This window comes from Mycobacterium botniense, assembly GCF_010723305.1.
Lineage (GTDB): Bacteria > Actinomycetota > Actinomycetes > Mycobacteriales > Mycobacteriaceae > Mycobacterium > Mycobacterium botniense.
In genome coordinates this window covers 128,152-145,776 of sequence record NZ_BLKW01000002.1, presented here as the reverse complement: position 1 = coordinate 145,776, position 17,625 = coordinate 128,152, and the positions used below count along the sequence as shown (strand labels likewise).

12 protein-coding genes and 1 tRNA gene are annotated in these 17,625 nt (G+C 66.6%); 8 read left to right on the top strand and 5 right to left on the bottom strand.

Annotated features, from left to right (window positions below; all coding sequences use genetic code 11):
- Positions 1-62: 62 nt before the first annotated feature.
- Both G6N08_RS00945 and nudC read left to right on the top strand, forming a co-directional pair.
- Positions 63-1,124: a potassium channel family protein gene (locus tag G6N08_RS00945; RefSeq protein ID WP_163753398.1), complete on the top strand. Its 1,062-nt coding sequence runs from the start codon at positions 63-65 to the stop codon at positions 1,122-1,124.
- A gap of 7 nt (positions 1,125-1,131) precedes the next feature.
- The gene (nudC, locus tag G6N08_RS00940) at positions 1,132-2,052 is read left to right on the top strand and encodes an NAD(+) diphosphatase (RefSeq protein WP_163753396.1); all 921 of its coding nucleotides are present in this window, start codon (positions 1,132-1,134) and stop codon (positions 2,050-2,052) included.
- A 12-nt stretch (positions 2,053-2,064) separates the two neighbouring features.
- On the opposite strand, the gene mrx1 is transcribed toward nudC, so the two are convergent.
- On the bottom strand, positions 2,065-2,322 hold the full coding sequence (gene mrx1, locus G6N08_RS00935; protein WP_163756499.1) for a mycoredoxin Mrx1: 258 nt from the start codon (positions 2,320-2,322) through the stop codon (positions 2,065-2,067).
- 95 nt (positions 2,323-2,417) lie between these two features.
- Between mrx1 and G6N08_RS00930 the strand changes: the two genes are divergently transcribed.
- Positions 2,418-4,532: an ATP-dependent DNA helicase UvrD2 gene (locus tag G6N08_RS00930; protein ID WP_163753394.1), complete on the top strand. Its 2,115-nt coding sequence runs from the start codon at positions 2,418-2,420 to the stop codon at positions 4,530-4,532.
- A 21-nt stretch (positions 4,533-4,553) separates the two neighbouring features.
- Here G6N08_RS00930 and G6N08_RS00925 read toward each other — a convergent pair whose 3' ends face one another.
- From G6N08_RS00925 to G6N08_RS00915, 3 genes are read right to left on the bottom strand one after another with little or no spacing between them, the layout of a single operon-like run.
- Positions 4,554-5,903, bottom strand: a complete 1,350-nt coding sequence (locus tag G6N08_RS00925) for a macrolide-binding ATPase MABP-1 (RefSeq protein WP_163756497.1) — start codon at positions 5,901-5,903, stop codon at positions 4,554-4,556.
- 33 nt (positions 5,904-5,936) lie between these two features.
- Positions 5,937-6,797, bottom strand: coding sequence for a cyclodehydratase (locus G6N08_RS00920; protein ID WP_163753392.1), 861 nt, complete (start codon positions 6,795-6,797; stop codon positions 5,937-5,939).
- 36 nt (positions 6,798-6,833) lie between these two features.
- Positions 6,834-8,207, bottom strand: coding sequence for a zinc-dependent metalloprotease (locus tag G6N08_RS00915; protein WP_163753390.1), 1,374 nt, complete (start codon positions 8,205-8,207; stop codon positions 6,834-6,836).
- 125 nt (positions 8,208-8,332) lie between these two features.
- On the opposite strand from G6N08_RS00915, the gene G6N08_RS00910 reads away from it, so the two are divergent.
- The 5 genes from G6N08_RS00910 to G6N08_RS00890 all read left to right on the top strand — a co-directional run bounded on the left by G6N08_RS00910 (position 8,333) and on the right by G6N08_RS00890 (position 15,225).
- On the top strand, positions 8,333-9,355 hold the full coding sequence (locus G6N08_RS00910; protein ID WP_163753388.1) for a YlbL family protein: 1,023 nt from the start codon (positions 8,333-8,335) through the stop codon (positions 9,353-9,355).
- A 177-nt stretch (positions 9,356-9,532) separates the two neighbouring features.
- Positions 9,533-12,517, top strand: coding sequence for a UPF0182 family protein (locus G6N08_RS00905; protein WP_163753387.1), 2,985 nt, complete (start codon positions 9,533-9,535; stop codon positions 12,515-12,517).
- 106 nt (positions 12,518-12,623) lie between these two features.
- A tRNA-Met gene (locus G6N08_RS00900) sits at positions 12,624-12,700 on the top strand.
- Positions 12,701-12,832: 132 nt separating this feature from the next.
- Positions 12,833-13,660, top strand: a complete 828-nt coding sequence (locus tag G6N08_RS00895; protein ID WP_218033359.1) for a glycoside hydrolase family 16 protein — start codon at positions 12,833-12,835, stop codon at positions 13,658-13,660.
- Positions 13,661-13,767: 107 nt separating this feature from the next.
- Entirely contained in the window at positions 13,768-15,225 is a 1,458-nt protein-coding gene (locus tag G6N08_RS00890) for a glycosyltransferase family 39 protein (protein ID WP_163753385.1), read from the top strand.
- 51 nt (positions 15,226-15,276) lie between these two features.
- Here the strand turns inward: G6N08_RS00890 and aceA are convergent, their stop codons facing one another.
- A complete protein-coding gene (gene aceA, locus G6N08_RS21145; protein WP_163753383.1) occupies positions 15,277-17,586 on the bottom strand; it encodes an isocitrate lyase ICL2 in 2,310 nt (769 codons plus the stop codon).
- Positions 17,587-17,625: the final 39 nt, after the last annotated feature.

Genomic DNA, 17,625 nt, shown 5'->3' with positions numbered 1-17,625 from the left:
GCCGCCCAGGCGGTCGTGGTTACATTGTCACGTGCGCCGGGTTGAGCCGATGACGGAGCATGATGGCCAGAACTAGGTTGGTTCCTCGCGATGAGGCGCTGACCGCGCAACCTGGTCATGTTCTGGTCGGTGTGCTGCGTATCCCGGAAAGTCCGGGCAGTCCCACCCGGGTCATCGTGCGCCGAGTCGCCATCGCCGTTCTGGTGTTGATGGCCGCGGCAGTGATGGTCTATCTGGGGCGCAGCGGGTACCGCGACATCAAAGGCGGCCAACTGACGTTCCTCGACTGCGTGTATTACGCGGCGGTGTCGTTATCGACGACCGGTTACGGCGACATCACCCCGGACACCGAGCCTGCGCGCCTGGTCAACGTTGTCGTGATGACGCCGCTGCGGATCGCGTTTCTGGCTGTGCTGGTCGGCACGACGCTCGAGGTGCTCTCCGAGCGCTCCCGGCAGGCGTGGAAGATTCAGCGTTGGAGGAACAAAGTGCGCAACCACACCGTCGTCATCGGGTACGGCACCAAAGGAAAAACGGCGGTCGCCGCGATGCTCAGCGACGAGGCGGCGCCCGGCGACATCGTCGTCGTCGACACCGACCAGACCGCCCTCAGCCAGGCCGCGGCCGCGGGTTTGGTCACCGTGCACGGGGACGCCACCCGATCCGATGTGCTGCGGTTGGCCGCGGCTCAGCACGCGTCCTCGATCATCGTGGCCACCAGCCGCGATGACACGGCGGCGCTGGTCACCCTGACGGCGCGGGAAATCGCGCCGAAAGCCAAGATTGTCGCGTCGATCCGGGAGGCCGAGAACCAGCATCTGCTGCGCCAATCGGGAGCCGATTCGGTTGTGGTGTCCTCGGAGACCGCTGGCCGACTGCTCGGCATCGCGACCACCACGCCCAGGGTGGTGGAGATGATCGAGGACCTGCTGACACCCGACGCCGGGTTCGCCATCGCCGAGCGTCAGGTGGAGCAGACCGAAGTAGGTGGTTCGCCGCGGCATCTGCGCGACATCGTGCTCGGCGTCGTTCGCAACGGCCATCTGCTGCGTGTGGACGCCCCGGAGGTCGACGCCATCGAGGCCAGTGATCGGCTGCTGTACATCCGCAGCGTGGGCAGCTAGGGTTCGCGTGGATTTCCGGCTGCGCAGTGTCCCGTTGCTGTCGCGCGTCGGCGCCGACCGCGCCGACCACCTGCGCACCGATGTGGACGCGGCCATCGCGGGCTGGGCAGAGGCTGCGCTGCTGCGCGTCGATTCCCGCAACCACGTTCTGGTGGCAAACGGCCGGGTGGTCCTCGGCGCGGCAAGCGCGTTTGCCGACAAACCACCTGCCGATGCGGTGTTTCTCGGCCGGATCGAAGGGGGCCGCCACGTCTGGGCTATCCGGGGCCCCTTGGAAGCCCCGCGCGACCCTGACGTCCAGGCCGTGGTCACCGACCTTCGTCGCGGCGGCCAGTCCCTCGACGATGTCAGCGCGCAGCTGGTGTCGTCAGCCATCGCGTTGCTGAACTGGCATGACAGCGCCCGGTTTTCCGCGGTGGACGGCTCACCGACGAAACCGTTTCGGGGCGGCTGGTCGAGGGTGAACCCTGTCACCGGTCACGAGGAGTTCCCGCGGATCGACCCGGCGGTAATCTGCCTGGTCCACGACGGTGGCGATCGTGTGATCCTGGCTCGCCAAAGGGTATGGCCGGAAAGGTTTTTTTCGTTGCTGGCTGGTTTCGTGGAGGCCGGCGAGTCGTTCGAAGCGTGTGTCGCCCGTGAGATCCGCGAGGAAATCGGTGTGACCGTGCGCGATGTGCGCTACCTGGGCAGCCAGCCGTGGCCGTTCCCGCGTTCATTGATGGTGGGGTTCCACGCGACCGCCGACCCCGCTGAGCAGTTCTCGTACAACGACGGTGAGATCGCCGAAGCGGCGTGGTTCACCCGCGCTGAAGTGCGAGCAGCGCTGGAAGCCGGTGACTGGAGCAGTACCTCGGAGTCGAAACTTCTTCTGCCCGGCTCAATCTCGATAGCCCGGGTGATCATCGAGTCGTGGGCCGCGCTGTAGGGTGACCGGGTGTCACCCGGTGCCCATCTCAGCCAGCTTCGCCTTGACTTGGCTCACATCCGGGTTCGTCAGGGTTGAGCCGTCGGTGAACTTCACCGTCGGCACGGTCCTGGCGCCGCCGTTGACGGAACCGACGAACTCCGCGGCGGCGGGGTCTTGTTCGATATCGACCTCATGGTAGGAGATTCCGGAGACCTTCAACGCCATCTTGAGCCGATGGCAATAGCCGCACCAGGGGGTGGTGTAGAGCGTGAGCGCAGCGCCAGTCATCACCTACTCAACCTAACCGGTAGGCGGCAGCTCGGCCCAGCCGCGGGTGGCGTGGCGCTGGGCAGGTGTCGGCTACCGCTGCCAAGATGGGCAGCATGCCGCTGACCGCGAGCCCCCTGACTGCGGGTTTGGATGACAAACAGCGGGAGGCAGTGCTGGCACCCCGCGGGCCGGTCTGCGTGCTGGCCGGTGCCGGAACGGGCAAGACCCGCACGATCACTCACCGGATCGCTCAGCTTGTCGCCCACGGGCACGTCGCCGCGCACCAAGTGCTGGCGGTGACGTTCACGCAACGCGCCGCGGGGGAAATGCGCACCCGGTTGCGCGCGCTGCACGCGGCCACGGGAACCGATTGCGCTGTCGGGGCCGTCCAGGCCTCGACATTCCACGCGGCCGCACACCGCCAGCTGCGGTATTTTTGGCCGCGCGTGGTCGGCGACACCGGCTGGCAGTTGCTGGACAGTAAGTTCGCCGTCGTCGCCCGCGCCGCAAACCGGGCGGGGCTGCAGGTCAGCACCGACGACGTGCGGGACTTGGCGGCAGAGATCGAGTGGGCTAAAGCGTCGCTGGTCGGCCCCGAGCAGTATGCGCAGGCCGTGGCGGCGGCGGGCCGCGACGCGCCGTGCGACGCCGCGCAGGTTGCCGCCGTGTATTCGGGGTATGAAACCCTCAAAACCCGCCGTGACGGGGTTGTGCTGCTCGACTTCGATGACTTACTGCTCTACACCGCTGCTGCGATCGAGAACGACGCATGTGTTGCCGAGGAGTTCCGCGACCGGTATCGCTGCTTTGTCGTCGACGAGTACCAGGACGTCACACCCCTGCAGCAGCGGTTGCTGTCGGCCTGGCTGGGCGAACGCGATGACCTGACCGTCGTCGGTGACGCCAACCAAACCATCTACTCGTTCGCCGGGGCATCGCCGCGGTTCCTGCTCGGTTTCTCCCGACAGTTTCCCGACGCCACGGTGGTGCGCCTCGAGCGGGACTACCGCTCGACGCCGCAGGTGGTGTCGCTGGCCAATCGGGTGATCGCCGGCGCCCACGGGCGCGCGGTGGGCAGCCGACTGCAGTTGGTGGGCCAGCGTGAGCCCGGCCCTGAGCCCTCTTTCCACGAGTATCCCGACGAGGTTGCCGAGGCGGCGGGGGTGGCGAGGGCGATCTCCCGGCTCATCTCCGCCGGTACCCCGCCGGCGGACATCGCGGTGCTGTACCGGATCAACGCCCAATCTGAGGTCTACGAAGAGGCATTGACCGAAGCCGGTATCCCCTACCAGGTCCGCGGCGGCGAGGGGTTTTTCAGCCGTCAGGAGGTCAAACAGGCGCTGCTGGCGTTGCAGCGTGCCGCTGACCGTGGGGTCGAGGGTGCGCTGCCCGAGGTGGTGCGCGCGCAGCTCGCCCCGCTGGGGCTGACGAACCGGCCGCCGGCCGGCAGCCGCGCCCGGGAGCGTTGGGAGACGCTGACCGCGCTGGCGGAGTTGGTTGACGACGAGGTCGCCCGGCGTCCCGGGCTGGACCTGCACGGGCTGCTGGCCGAGCTTCGGCTGCGGGCCGACGCGCGTCATCCCCCGGTGCTGCAGGGCGTCACGCTGGCTTCGCTGCACGCCGCGAAGGGCCTGGAATGGGACGCGGTGTTCCTGGTCGGCCTGACCGACGGTACGCTGCCCATCTCGCATGCGCTGGCCCACGGGCCGGCGAGTGACGCCGTCGAGGAAGAACGTCGACTGCTCTATGTCGGAATCACCCGGGCACGGGTGCATCTGGCGCTCAGTTGGGCGCTGTCCCGCGCCGCCGGCGGGCGGCAGACCCGCAAGCCGTCACGGTTTCTGAACGGCATTGCGCCGCAGCTGCAGCCTGGTGCGCGGGCGGGCCGTGGGCGCCGGGGCCGGGGGGCCACCGCGCACTGCCGGATCTGTAACGCACCGCTGACCACGTCGGCAGCCGTGGTGCTGCGCCGGTGCGACACCTGTGCCGGCGATGTCGACGAACCGTTGTTGCAGCAGCTCAAACAGTGGCGCTGGCAAACCGCCCAGCGCCAGAACGTGCCCGCCTTTGTCGTCTTCAGCGATAACACGCTCATCGCAATCGCCGAATCGCGTCCGGCCGATGCGGCGGCGCTCGTCGCGATCCCGGGTATTGGCGCACGCAAACTGGAACTGTACGGTGCGGATGTGCTGCGGCTCGTCCGGCGACGATGCGGTTTTACCCGCTGACCGCGCACCGGCAGGGCGCCGTTAGATCACCGCGGTGTCCGGCTCGGGCTCGGCGAAGCCCGGGATCAGCTCTTCGGACAGCGCCTTGATCGGAACATGTGCGTCTAACTGACACAGAATCGCACCGACCGAGGCGATCACCCGCAGCGGAATCGCCAGCCCGGCCGGCAGGTCAAGTTGCCGGGCCGTCTTGATCTGGGCGACCGACCGGTCTATCTGACGCGTGGTGATTCGTTGCAGCCATTTGCGGGTGTAGTGGAAAACATCGACCTCGATGGGCTCGACGTATTGGCGCAGCATCTCATCGATCTCGCGGACCGCGACCTGCTGGCCTTTCTGGATGAAGCCGGCCTTCTCCATCGTCGGCAGCAGCAGGTCGTAGTTCTTGTCGCGGGCCAGCCGGATGGTCATCCCCAGCTCGATGGGCAGACCGCCGGGCAGTGGCGCCACCGCGCCGAAGTCGATCACACCCATCCGGCCGTCGCGCAACAACATGAAATTGCCGGGGTGCGCGTCGCCGTGCATCATCTCCAGCCGTCGCGGCGCGTCGAACGTCAGCTCCGCCAGCCGGGTTCCCATCAGGTCGCGTTGTTCGGTGGTCCCGTTGCGGATGATCTCCGACATCGCGGTGCCGTCGAGCCACTCCTGGATGACGACTTTGGGAGCGCTTGCCACCACGCGGGGCACCACAAAGTGCGGGTGACCCTGATACGCCCTGGCGAAGGCGCGCTGGTTATCTGCCTCCAGCCGGTAGTCGAGTTCCATTTCGGTGCGCGCAATCAGCTCGTCGACGACGCCCTGCACATCGGCGCCCGGTGAAAACTGTTTGAGCACCCCGACCATGCGCTGCAACGTTTTCAGGTCCGCGCGCAGCGCGTCGTCAGCCCCCGGGTACTGGATTTTGACGGCCACGTCGCGGCCGTCTGACCACACCGCCTTGTGCACCTGCCCGATGCTGGCCGAGGCCACCGGGGTGTCGTCGAACGAGCGGAAACGATCCCGCCATCGGGTGCCCAGCTGCGCGTCAAGCACCCGGTGCACCTTGGGCGCGGGCAGCGGCGGGGCGTCCTTCTGCAGCTTTGTCAGCGCTTCGCGGTAGGGCTGACCGAACTCGTCCGGAATGGCGGCTTCGACCACCGACAACGCCTGGCCCACCTTCATCGCGCCGCCCTTGAGCTCCCCGAGGACGGTGAACAGCTGGTGGGCCGCTTTTTCCATCAGCTCGGCGTTGACCTCGTCCTTTGACTTGCCGGTCAGCCGTTTGCCCAGCCCCAGCGCCGCCCGGCCGGCAATGCCGACCGGCAGGCTGGCGAGTTTTGCGTTGCGCGCTGCGCGCCCACGCTTGATATCGGTCACACCACCATCATCCATCACGGGTGGCCGGTGCCCGCGCGATCGTCCCTGTCAGCACGAGCACAACGGATGCCTGGTCCACTGCCGCGCGGTGATCGAGCCGGCGCCCAGGTCGAGCTCCAGCGTGGCGTTCAGCGCCGCCGGCGGGGGCCCCGGATCGGCGGCCCCTGCGAACCCGTGCACGGCCGCGATCACCCGGTTCACTTGGCTCAGCGCCAGCGCAGCGGTCGCCAGCAGGGTGGCCCGGTCTGCGGTACCGACCGTGTTCCGCAGCTGGGCAGCGACCGCCGGCCACGCCGCGTCGCGGTCGCTGCGGTGCAGATCGGTGCAGCCCAGGCAGCTCGTCACCCCGGGGACGACCAGGGGCCCCACCAGCCCGGTGCCGTCACGCACCCGCACCGGCAGATGCGGCACACGCTCCGCATGCAGATCGCGGAGTACCCGCGGCTCAGCGATCAAGTAGTCCGCCAACACCACCAGGTCCGCTGCCGCCCGAGCCGCCACGGCATGCGGCTGGCTGGTCTGGCTGATCCGGGCACCCGAACAGCGCAGCGACTGCACAATCAGATCCGACAGCGGTCCGCAACCATGAACCCGGATCGACGCCGACCGCCGCCGTCGCCGGCGCCCGCGGGTGGCCACGCCGGCGTCCACGAGTTGGTCGACCAGGCTGCTCAGCACATCGGTATCGGCCAACCCGTGACGGGCGGCCTGCCGGCGCAACTCGGTCATCGCTACCGGCGACCGCATGGATCGCAGCAGCGCGGCCAACGCGGCCGCGGCCAGGCCGGGCGGCGGATAAATCAGCACCGCCCGGCGGGGATCCCAGCCGACCTGGACTGCGCCGTCTGGGCGCAGCAGCACCGGCATCGCCGGGTCGAGCGCGTACAGGGGCGACGCAGCCGCTGGCATGGGTGGGACTGTGCCATGCGAGGCACCACCCCCGGCTCAGTTGTCCACAGAGCCGTCGTCGTGGTCCGAATCGATGCCCTTCTCCAATTCGGCGATCACCTCGTCGAGTCCGCTGGTGTCGCCGCCGATGACCCGGTCGATGAAAGCGGCCGGCTCGTCGAGATCATGGGATTCGGGGAGCAGATCCGGGTGTTGCCAGACCGCGTCGCGGGCGTCCACGCCCACGGCCTGCGTCAACCGCTCCCACAACACCGCGGCTTCCCGCAACTTGCGCGGCCGCAGCTCGAGACCGACCAGCGTGGCGAACGTCTGCTCGGCGGGACCGCCGGTGGCCCGGCGGCGCCGCAGCGTCTCGGCCAGCGCGGCGGTGCCGGGAATCCGTTCGCCCAACGCCGCTGTCACCACGGTCTCGACCCAGCCTTCGATCAGGGCCAGCAATGTCTCAAGCCGCTCAAGCGCGTGCAGCTGCTCGGGTGTCGCTTTGGGCTCGAATACCCCCTCGCTCAACAGCTGCTCCACCGCGGCGGGATCGGTCAGCGACGCTGGATTGAAATCGCGTGCCAGCTCCTCGATTCCGGCCACGTCGATTTTCATGCCCCGGGCATAGGCCTCGACCGCGCCCAACAGCTGACTGGTCAGCCACGGCACATGGCTGAATAACCGGTGGTGCGCTGCCTCGCGGGCCGCCAGGAAGGTCAGGATTTCATCGCGCGGCCGCTGAAGCCCGGCGGCGAACGAGTTGATGGCCTCCGGCAGCAGCGCGGCCAGTCCCCTGGGCCCCAGCGGCAGGCCGATGTCGGTCGAGGTCAGCACTTCCCGGGACAAGCGGGCCAGTGCTTGACCCAGTTGCGAACCAAACGCCACACCGCCCATCTGCGACATCATCGACAGCAGCGGACCGGCCATGGTCTTGGCTTCTTCCGGCAGCGCCGCCGCCCACACCGTGGCGATCTGGTGGGCCAAGGGGTCGCACAGGCGTTTCCAGGTGTCCAGCGTGTTATCCACCCAGTCATTGGGACGCCAGGCGACGGCTTTGGTGGTGCCCGCGGGCAGCGCCGTCACCCCGTCCAGCCAGGTCTCGGCCAGGTGCACCGCATCGGCGATGGCCGTGTTCGTCGCCGCGGGGATCGGCGCCACATACCCGATCGTGTTCGCCGCCAGCTGACGGGCCACGTCGTAGTTCACCGGGCCGCTGGCTTTACCGGCGGCGATCACTGTGCCGGCCCCGCTGAACATCTGACCCAGCCGGGTGAAGATTTGGCCCAGGTCGGCCATGTCGAACGCGCCGCCGAAACCGAACGGGTCGGATGAACCCGGCTGGGGATCGTTCTTGCCGGGCGTGTTGCGCTCGGGATCATCTCCGGCGGAGAAGCCGAAAGGCGGGTCAGCCATACCTTCAACGGTACTCACCAGCGAGCCGCACCGCGTCATCCGCGGTCTCGCTGTGAGTGAACCCCCGTCCCGCGACGCTACGCGCCACGCGCCGGCATGAGGCAGCCCGGGCCATCCGGGCCGGCCCGTCTAGTGTAAGCGGCGTGAACAGGCGGATTGTGACGCTGATGGTCGCGCTAATACCGATCGTGGCGTTCGGTGTACTGCTCGCGGTGGTCACCGTGCCGTTCGTATCGCTCGGTCCCGGCCCGACGTTCGACACTCTCGGTGAAGTGGACGGCAAGCAAGTAGTCGAGATCGAGGGAACCCAAACGCACCCGACGACAGGTCATCTGGACATGACGACGGTTTCCGAACGTGACGACCTGACCTTGGGTGAAGCCCTGGCCCTGTGGGTATCCGGGCGGGAGCAATTGATGCCGCGCGATCTCGTCTACCCGCCCGGCAAGTCACGCGAGGAGATCGACAAGGCCAACAACGCCGAATTTCAGCGGTCCGAACACGACGCCGAGTACGCCGCACTGGGATACCTGAAATACCCGAAGGCGGTGACCGTTGCGGCCGTCAACGAACCCGGGCCCTCGGCGGGCGCGTTGCGCACCGGTGATGCCGTGGACGCGGTGAACGGCACCCCGGTGGCCAACGTGGACCAGTTCACATCGGTGCTGAAGCACACCAAGCCCGGTCAGCAAGTGGTGATCGACTACCGCCGCAAGAACTCACCGCCCGGGATTGCGCGGATTACGCTGGGTCACAACCCAGATCGCGACTACGGGTTTTTGGGTATCGCGGTGCTGGATGCGCCGTGGGCACCGTTCACCATCGAGTTCAACCTGGCCAACGTGGGCGGGCCGTCGGCCGGGCTGATGTTCAGTCTGGCCGTGGTGGACAAGCTGACCACCGGGAACCTGGTCGGGTCGACGTTTGTCGCGGGCACGGGCACGATCAGCGCCGACGGCAAGGTGGGCCCGATCGGGGGAGTGGTGCACAAGATGGTGGCCGCCCGTGCCGCCGGTGCAACGGTGTTTTTGGTGCCCTCGAAGAACTGCTATGAGGCAAGTTCCGACAACAAGCTCGGCCTGCAGTTGATCAAAGTCGACAGCCTCAGCCAGGCGGTGGATGCATTGCACACCATGACCGCAGGCGGGCATCCGCCCAGTTGTTAGTGGTGCGCAGCTGCGCTGTGGCTCAGAAAATCCGGCGGAAAACGGGCGGCCAAGCAGGGGCTATGTGAATGGCGGCCGCCAGTCGGCCCGGGATGCGTACAGTTGTGATCGTCCAGAGGGTAGGGAAACCGCCCTTATACACCGCCATCATCTCGTAGTGATCAGGGAGCGTCGCCAGTGGGAATGCGGCCCGCCGCCAAGATGCCGAAGTTGACCCGGCGCAGCCGGGTTCTGATCGGGATTGCGCTGGCTGTGATCGTGTTGCTGCTGGCCGGGCCGCGGCTGATCGACGGCTACGTCGACTGGTTGTGGTTCGGTGAGCTCGGCTACCGCTCGGTATTCACCACTGTTCTCCTCACCCGCTTGGGGGTGTTCGTGGTGGCGGGAGTGGTGGTCGGCGGCATCGTATTCGGCGGGCTGGCGCTGGCCTACCGCACCCGGCCGGTGTTCGTGCCCAGCAACGACAACGACCCGGTGGCACGGTACCGCGCGGTGGTCATGTCGCGGCTGCGGGTGATCGCTATCGGCATACCCGCGGTCATCGGGCTGCTGGCCGGCATCATCGCACAGACATACTGGGTGCGCATCCAGCTGTTCCTGCACGGCGGCGACTTCGGGATCAACGATCCGCAGTTCGGTAAGGATCTGGGCTTTTATGCATTTGATCTGCCGTTCTATCGATTGGTGCTCAGCTACTTGTTCGTCGCGCTGCTACTGGCGTTCGTAGCAAACCTGTTGGCGCACTACGTGTTCGGCGGTATTCGACTATCTGGTCGTACCGGTGCGATGACCCGCTCGGCACGTGTGCAGTTGTTGAGCCTGGCCGGAATGCTGGTGTTGCTCAAAGCGGCAGCGTACTGGCTGGACCGCTACGAACTGCTTTCGCATACCCGAGGCGGTAAACCGTTCACCGGCGCGGGTTATACCGATATCAATGCTGTGCTGCCCGCCAAGCTGATCATGGTGGCGATCGCACTCATCTGTGCGATTTCCGTCTTCTCTGCGATCACGTTGCGTGACTTGCGGATTCCGGCTATCGGTTTGGTTCTGCTGCTGCTCTCGTCGTTGATCGTGGGCGCGGCCTGGCCGCTTATGGTCGAGCAGATCAGCGTCAAACCCAACGCTGCTCAGAAGGAAAGCGAATACATCCGCCGGAGTATCACCGCGACCCGGCAAGCGTACGGCCTCACCGACGATGTGGTGACCTACCGCAACTACAGCGGCGACGCCCCGGCGACAGCTCAGCAGGTTGCGGCCGACCGCGCCACGACGTCGAATATCCGGCTGCTTGATCCCACCATCGTCAGCCCGGCGTTCACCCAGTTCGAGCAGGGAAAGAACTTCTACTACTTTCCCGACCAGCTGTCGATCGACCGGTACGTGGACCGGGACGGCAACCTGCGTGACTACGTCGTCGCGGCCCGCGAACTGAACCCAGACAGGTTGATCGACAACCAGCGGGATTGGATCAATCGCCACACCGTGTACACGCACGGCAATGGATTCATCGCGTCCCCGGCCAACACCGTGCGCGGGATCGCCAACGATCCCAACCAAAACGGCGGTTATCCGGAGTTTTTGGTCAATGTTGTCGGCGCCAACGGCGGAGTGATCTCCGACGGGCCGGCGCGGCTTGACCAGCCGCGGATCTACTTCGGGCCGGTGATCGCCAGTGCTCCCGCAGACTATGCGATCGTCGGCAAGAACGGGGCCGACAGGGAATACGACTACGAAACCAGCACCGAAACCAAGAATTACACGTACGCGGGCAGTGGCGGGGTCCCGATCGGCAGCTGGTTGTCCCGCAGCGTGTTCGCCGCGAAATTCGCTGAACGAAACTTCTTGTTCTCCAATGTGATCGGATCTAACAGCAAAATTTTGTTCAACCGTGATCCGGCGCAGCGGGTGCAAGCGGTGGCGCCGTGGCTGACGACCGACAGCCGCGTGTACCCGGCGGTGGTCAACCGGAGGCTGGTGTGGATCATCGATGGCTACACCACGCTGGACAACTATCCGTACTCCGAGCTCACCTCGTTGTCGTCGGCCACGGCCGATTCCAATGAGGTGGCGTTCAACCGGGTGACCCCCGACAAGCAGGTGTCCTATATCCGCAACTCGGTCAAGGCCACCGTGGACGCCTACGACGGGACCGTCACGTTATATGCGCAAGATGAGCGCGACCCGGTGCTCAAAGCGTGGATGAAGGTGTTCCCCGGCACCGTCAAACCCAAGAGCGATATCACACCGGAGCTCGCCGACCACCTGCGCTATCCCGAGGATCTGTTCAAGGTGCAGCGAATGCTGCTGGCGAAATATCACGTCAACGATCCGGTCACGTTCTTTTCCACATCGGATTTCTGGGATGTACCACTGGATCCGAATCCGACTGCCAGCAGCTATCAGCCGCCGTATTACATCGTCGCCAAAAACCTTGCTAAAGACGACAATTCGGCTTCATACCAGCTGACAAGCGCGATGAACAGGTTTAAGCGCGACTATCTGGCCGCCTATATCAGCGCCAGCTCCGATCCCGCGACGTACGGCAAGATCACGGTGCTGACCATCCCCGGCCAGGTCAACGGTCCCAAACTCGCCAACAACGCGATCACCACGGATACCGCGGTGTCGCAGGACCTCGGGGTGATCGGGCGGGATAACCAGAACCGGATCCGGTGGGGCAATCTGCTCACCCTGCCGGTCGGGCGGGGCGGGCTGCTCTATGTCGAGCCCGTCTACGCCTCTCCGGGGGCCAGCGACGCTGCGTCCTCTTACCCGCGGTTGATCCGGGTGGCGATGATGTACAACGACAAGGTCGGCTACGGCCCCACGGTCAGCGATGCGCTCACCGAGTTGTTCGGGCCCGGCGCCGGTGCGGCGGCGACGGAAATTGAGCCGGCCGATGCCGGGGCGCCGGCGAACCCGCCGGCGGGCACCCCGCCGCTGGCGGCGGCGCCCGGGGTCAAGCCGCCACCGGCTGCGCAGACCCCACCGTCGCCGAACGGCGCTGTCGTGTTGTCACCGGCCAAGGCCGCGGCGCTGAAGGAAATCCAGGCGGCGATCGGCGCGGCGCGGGATGCGCAGAAGAAGGGGGACTTTGCCGGCTACGGGGCTGCGCTGCAGCGTCTCGAAGACGCCATCAACAAGTTCAACACCGCCAAGTAACAGCCGACTCGGCGGCGGGGCAGCACCAACTGGCCGCCCGGCAGCGCACCGCTCATCCGGTGATTTGGCGGCGCTGTCAGCCATTCGGTAACCTGGTAGTTACCGTCGCGGGGTGGAGCAGCTCGGTAGCTCGCTGGGCTCATAACCCAGAGGTCGCAGGTTCGAATCCTGTCCCCGCTACCAAAAACAGCCCCCCGGAGCCAGTCGCCGGGGGGCTTTTTGCTGCTGCCGGTCGCCGCACCGACGACGCGCCCCCAGAAATGCACAAATTGCGCCGCGACTGTCGTTCCTGCTTTTATCGGATCTGTGGCTCAGATCGATCGTCGCAGCATCATGATGATGACCGGGTTCGGCCTGCTCGCGGCCACCATACCGATGCCGGACGCGCACGCCCACCCGTCCCGGCCAAGCCCCCCGGCGGCGCCATCGCCCGCCGCGCCGCCCGGCGCCGCCAGCGGAGGGTACATCTTCCAGGACGAGTTCGATGGGCCCGCCGGTCAGGGCCCCGATTTAGCGAAATGGACGGTGTGGAACTGGGATGAAGACGTCTACCCCCCGGTTTTGGGGCATTACCGCGCCCAGAATGTCTTCCTCGATGGCAACTCCAATCTGGTGCTGCGCGCCACCCAAGAAGGTGACCAGTGGTACACCGGCAAAATCCACAGCAACTGGAAGGGCGGAATCGGCCATACCTGGGAAGCCCGAATAAAATTCAACTGCCTCACTCCCGGTTGCTGGCCCGCATTCTGGACGGTGAACGAGGAACCGCTTCCCGACGGCGAAGTTGACGTGGTCGAGTGGTACGGCAACGGTGATTGGCCGGCGGGAACCACCGTCCATGCACGGTCCGACGGCAAAACCTGGGAAGGCAAATCAATCCCCGAGTTAGTCGACAGCGGGTGGCACACGTGGCGAATGCGCTGGGACGACGACGGTTTCAAGTTCTGGAGAGATTATGTCGACGGCGCGGCGCCCTACTTCACCGTTGCGGCGAAACCCATCAAAGGAGTCTGGCCCTTTAATCAGCCCGGCTACCTGATGGCTGCCATCTTCAGCCTTGCGGTCGGTGGGCCGGGCGCTGGCGATCCCGCACTTGGCACCTTTCCGGCCGATATGCTCATCGACTACATCCGGGTCTGGTAGCCGACGTGGCGTGCGGTGATGCTCAGCGTCCGAACGCGAGACGTTGACCAGCACCGACCGTCTCAGGGCGAGGTGACCGTGCCCCCGGCGGGACGGTGCACAGCGAGATGACGACTCCGCTCGCGAGGCTGCGGGTGTCGGAGCGCGCCGATCCCTGGCTGGCGGGTGCGGCGGCGACCCTGGTGACAGCTTTGCTGTCGTGGCGGCCCTCGTTCTGGTTCGATGAAGCCGCCACCATAGCCGCTGCCAACCGGTCCGAGGTCGACATCCTGCGTCTGTTACTGAACTTCGACGCGGTTCATGGGCTGTACTACCTGGCCATGCACGTGTGGTTCTCGTGGGTGCCGGTCAACGAGTTCACCGCGCGGCTGCCCAGTGCTGTCGCGGTCGGCGCGGCCGCCGCCGGCCTGCTGGTGCTGGGCACGTTGCTGGCCGGCCGCCCCACCGGGTGGGCGGCGGCGGTGGCAGCCACGGCCGTGCCGCGCACGCTGTGGGCCGGGGTCGAGGCCAGGTCGTATGCGTTGACCGCGGCGATCGCGGTGTGGCTCACGGTAGCCCTGGTGGTCGCGGCGTCGGCTCGTGGCGCCGCGCTGTGGGTCCTCTACGGGCTCGTGCTCGCGCTGGCCATCGTCTCTTTTGTGTATCTGGGGCTCATGGTGTTCGCCCACGCGCTGACGCTGGCGCTGCGCCGGCCGCGGCGCACCCTGCTGCCGTGGGCGGCCGCCACCGCGGGGGGCCTCGCTCTAGCGTCCCCCCTGATATCGCTGACGCTGAATCAACGCCAACAACTCGACTGGATCAATCCGGCCCAAGGCGGTTTCGCGACCGGGGTGCTGTTCGAGCAATGGTTTACCCGCTCGCGGTTTTTTCTGGGCGTTTGCGTCGCGCTGCTGGCTTGCGGGTCAGCCGCTGTGCTAATCCGGCGCGCCCACGGTGCGCACGCCGCCCTGGCTGTGGCGGTGCCGTGGGTCGTGGTGCCGACTGTGCTGCTCGTCGGCTACTCCGCGTGGTTCCGCGATGTCTATCAACCTCGATACCTGACTTTCACCACCCCGGGCCTGGGATTGGTGCTCGGGGTGTGTGTTGTGGCGATCGCGCGGCACTGGATACGGCTTGTGGTGCTGTTGCTCGCGGTCCTGGCGGCCAGTTCGAGCACGGCGTTCATCACACAGCGTGGCCGTTACGGAAAGCCAGGTGCGGCAGACTATTCCGCGGTCGCCGACCTGATCGAGCACGGCGCCCGCCCGCACGACTGCGTGGTGTTCGGCGCCGCCCCGCGTGAACCGCTGCGGGCCATCGCCGCGGCGCGACCCGGCGCGTTTGTGCCGCTCGACGACGTGGCGGCCGGTGTTTCGGGTGCGGAAGCGGCCCAGCTGTGGTCACAGGATCTGCCGCTTGACAGCGACACCGTGCGCCCCCGGTTAGCGGCATGCGCGACGCTGTGGGTCATCGTCGACCGCCGGGTGCCGTCGCCGGTGACGAGCGCGGCGGAACGCCAGGGCTTCGCGGTGGACCAGCACTGGGTGCTGCGCCGAACGGTGGTGCTGCGCATGGTGCCGCGGTGAGCGCGCCGCCCGGCTCCGGCCGCGCCGCTGTGGTTGCCGCCGGATGGGCTGTCAGCCCTCCTTGCGAATCAACCGTCCCAGTGCCACCCGATCGGGCGCCAGCAGCTCGGTGATGCGGGGGTGGTTGACGTCGGCGACGATGATCTCCCCCACCTCTTGATGCACGTCGCGGAAGATGCCGTGCGACTTCATCTTCTCCGTTTGATACAGGTTGTCCTCGGTGGGGGTGACGTAGTGCACGGCGTCGGCCTTGAACCGGTGCACCAGCCATAGATGGATCAACGTCATCAGCCGTTTCTGACGCAGCTGCTCGGCGAACGTGTTCTGGTCGCGCACGGTGAGGATAGTGCTGCCGCGCCGGTCTTGGAACGGGGCGAAAATCACGTTGGCGAGCTTTTGCTCGGCGTCGGTGCCTTCGCGATAGATGATGAGCTCGAGCAGTTCCGAACCCGCGCGGTGCGGGCGCAGCTGCACCCGGAGTTTCTCCCCGAGCCGGTAGTGCTCGCTCCACATCGCCAGCCAGTCCTCCAGCAGCTTTTTCGGCACCTCGGTCTGCACGAGATGCTGATGCTGGGTGGAGCCCTTGCCCATCGCCTTGGTGGTCGCCGTGCGTCCCGAGGACGCCAGCAGCGCAGCGTCGGCGCGTGGTCCCCCGACCAGGGTCTGCGGGGTGCGGTAGGGCGACTCGACCAGCCGCAGCTGGCGCTGCAAGCGCGCCAGCGCCAGCATGCCGTCTTGCCGCAGGGCGGTCGCGAACTCCTCAGCGGCCAGGCCGTCGATCTGGTGGCCGCCGTAGGTGATGAAGTTGAACACGAACCCCAACTTGGCGAGCTCCTCGGGGAATGCCCGCATCTCCTCGTCGGTCATGCCGGTGGTGTCCCAGTTGAACGACGGCGAGAGGTTGTAGGCCAGCATCTTGTCGGGAAACTGGGCATGGATCGCCTCGGCGAACTGCCGGGCATCGGCGAGATCGGCGGTCTTGGTCTCCATCCACAACAGGTCGGCGAACGGCGCCGCGGCCAGCGACTTGGCGATCGCATAGGGTATCCCGCCGCGGACCTGGTAATAGCCTTCTGGAGTTTTCGCACGCTCGCAGTCCCAACCGACGTCGGCGCCCAGCTCCTTGGCTTTTTCGCGGGCCTCGAACAGCGAAGCGTGCGCCGCGAACTGCCGCCACTCAGCCGTGCTCATCTCGGCCGGCTCGCCCTCGCTCTCCCGGAATTCCAGCAGATCCGCCACGGCTTCGCCGTAGGTCTCCAGCCCGGCATCGTCTTGCCAGGCCTCGACGAACCGGGCCTCGATGTTGTCGAAGAGCGCATCGACGGATTGCCGCCCGTTCTGCTGCCACCCCGCAGCCGCCTGCGCGACCAGGTCCACCAAGCCTTGCCGCTCCAGCCAGGCGTCGGCCGCGGCGTACTCGCCGTCCGGAAGCGAGTAGAGCAGGTGACCGTTGAGCTCCTTGACTCCCAGTTGGTAAAAGCGCCGCATCAGCGCCAACCAGCAGGCTTTGTACGACGGGATTCTCAGGTTGGTAGCGCCAAGCAAAAACGGCTGGTCACGTTCGTCGGCACGGCTGTCGATGAGGTTGCCGGCCTCGGCATCCGTGCGCGCAACGATGATGCCGGGCACTCCCATCACATCGAGCTGGAAACGTGCCGCGTTGAGCCGCTTGATCTGCTCGTCGCACGGCACTAAAACCTTGCCGCCCTGGTGGCCGCACTTTTTGGTGCCGGGCCGCTGGTCCTCGATGTGATATCCCGGCACGCCGGCCTCGACAAAGCGCCGGATCAGGTTCCGGACGTGCGGGTCACCGCCGTGACCGGTGTCGGCGTCGGCGATGATGAACGGGCGGAAATCGGTGGCCGGGGTCGCGGCGCGCTCCGCTTCACTCATCCGAAGGCGCTGGTATTGCTGATTGCGGTCGGCGGTCAGCAGGGCACGCACCAGCCCGGCAGCCTCGTCCGGCACCTGGCTCAGCGGGTAGCTGGCCAAATCGGGGCCCGGGTCCTCGCTAGCCGACCCTTTGGCAGATGTCGCCCAGCCGCCGAGGTAGATCGCCTCGATACCCATCCGCTTCATGGTCACGGCCTGCCCCGGCGAATACGGGCCGAAGGTCGTGATGCATTTGCGCTGGGAAAACAGCTCACGCAGCCGGGCGTAGAAGGCCGTGGCGGCCTCACGTGCCACGGTATAGTCCACCGGGATTGTGCCGCGTTGCTCGACCACCTGGCGGGCCGAGTAGAGCCGAATGATCCCGTCGAAGCGCGGACTGTCGAAGTATCGCTGCGTGGCGGCTATCTCATTCTCCAGGTCCTGGGTAAACGGTGTGCGGGCCGCTGCGTCCGCTTCGATGGTGGCCATGTGGTTACGCTCCTCTTCAGCCCCCCCGATTCCGAGTCT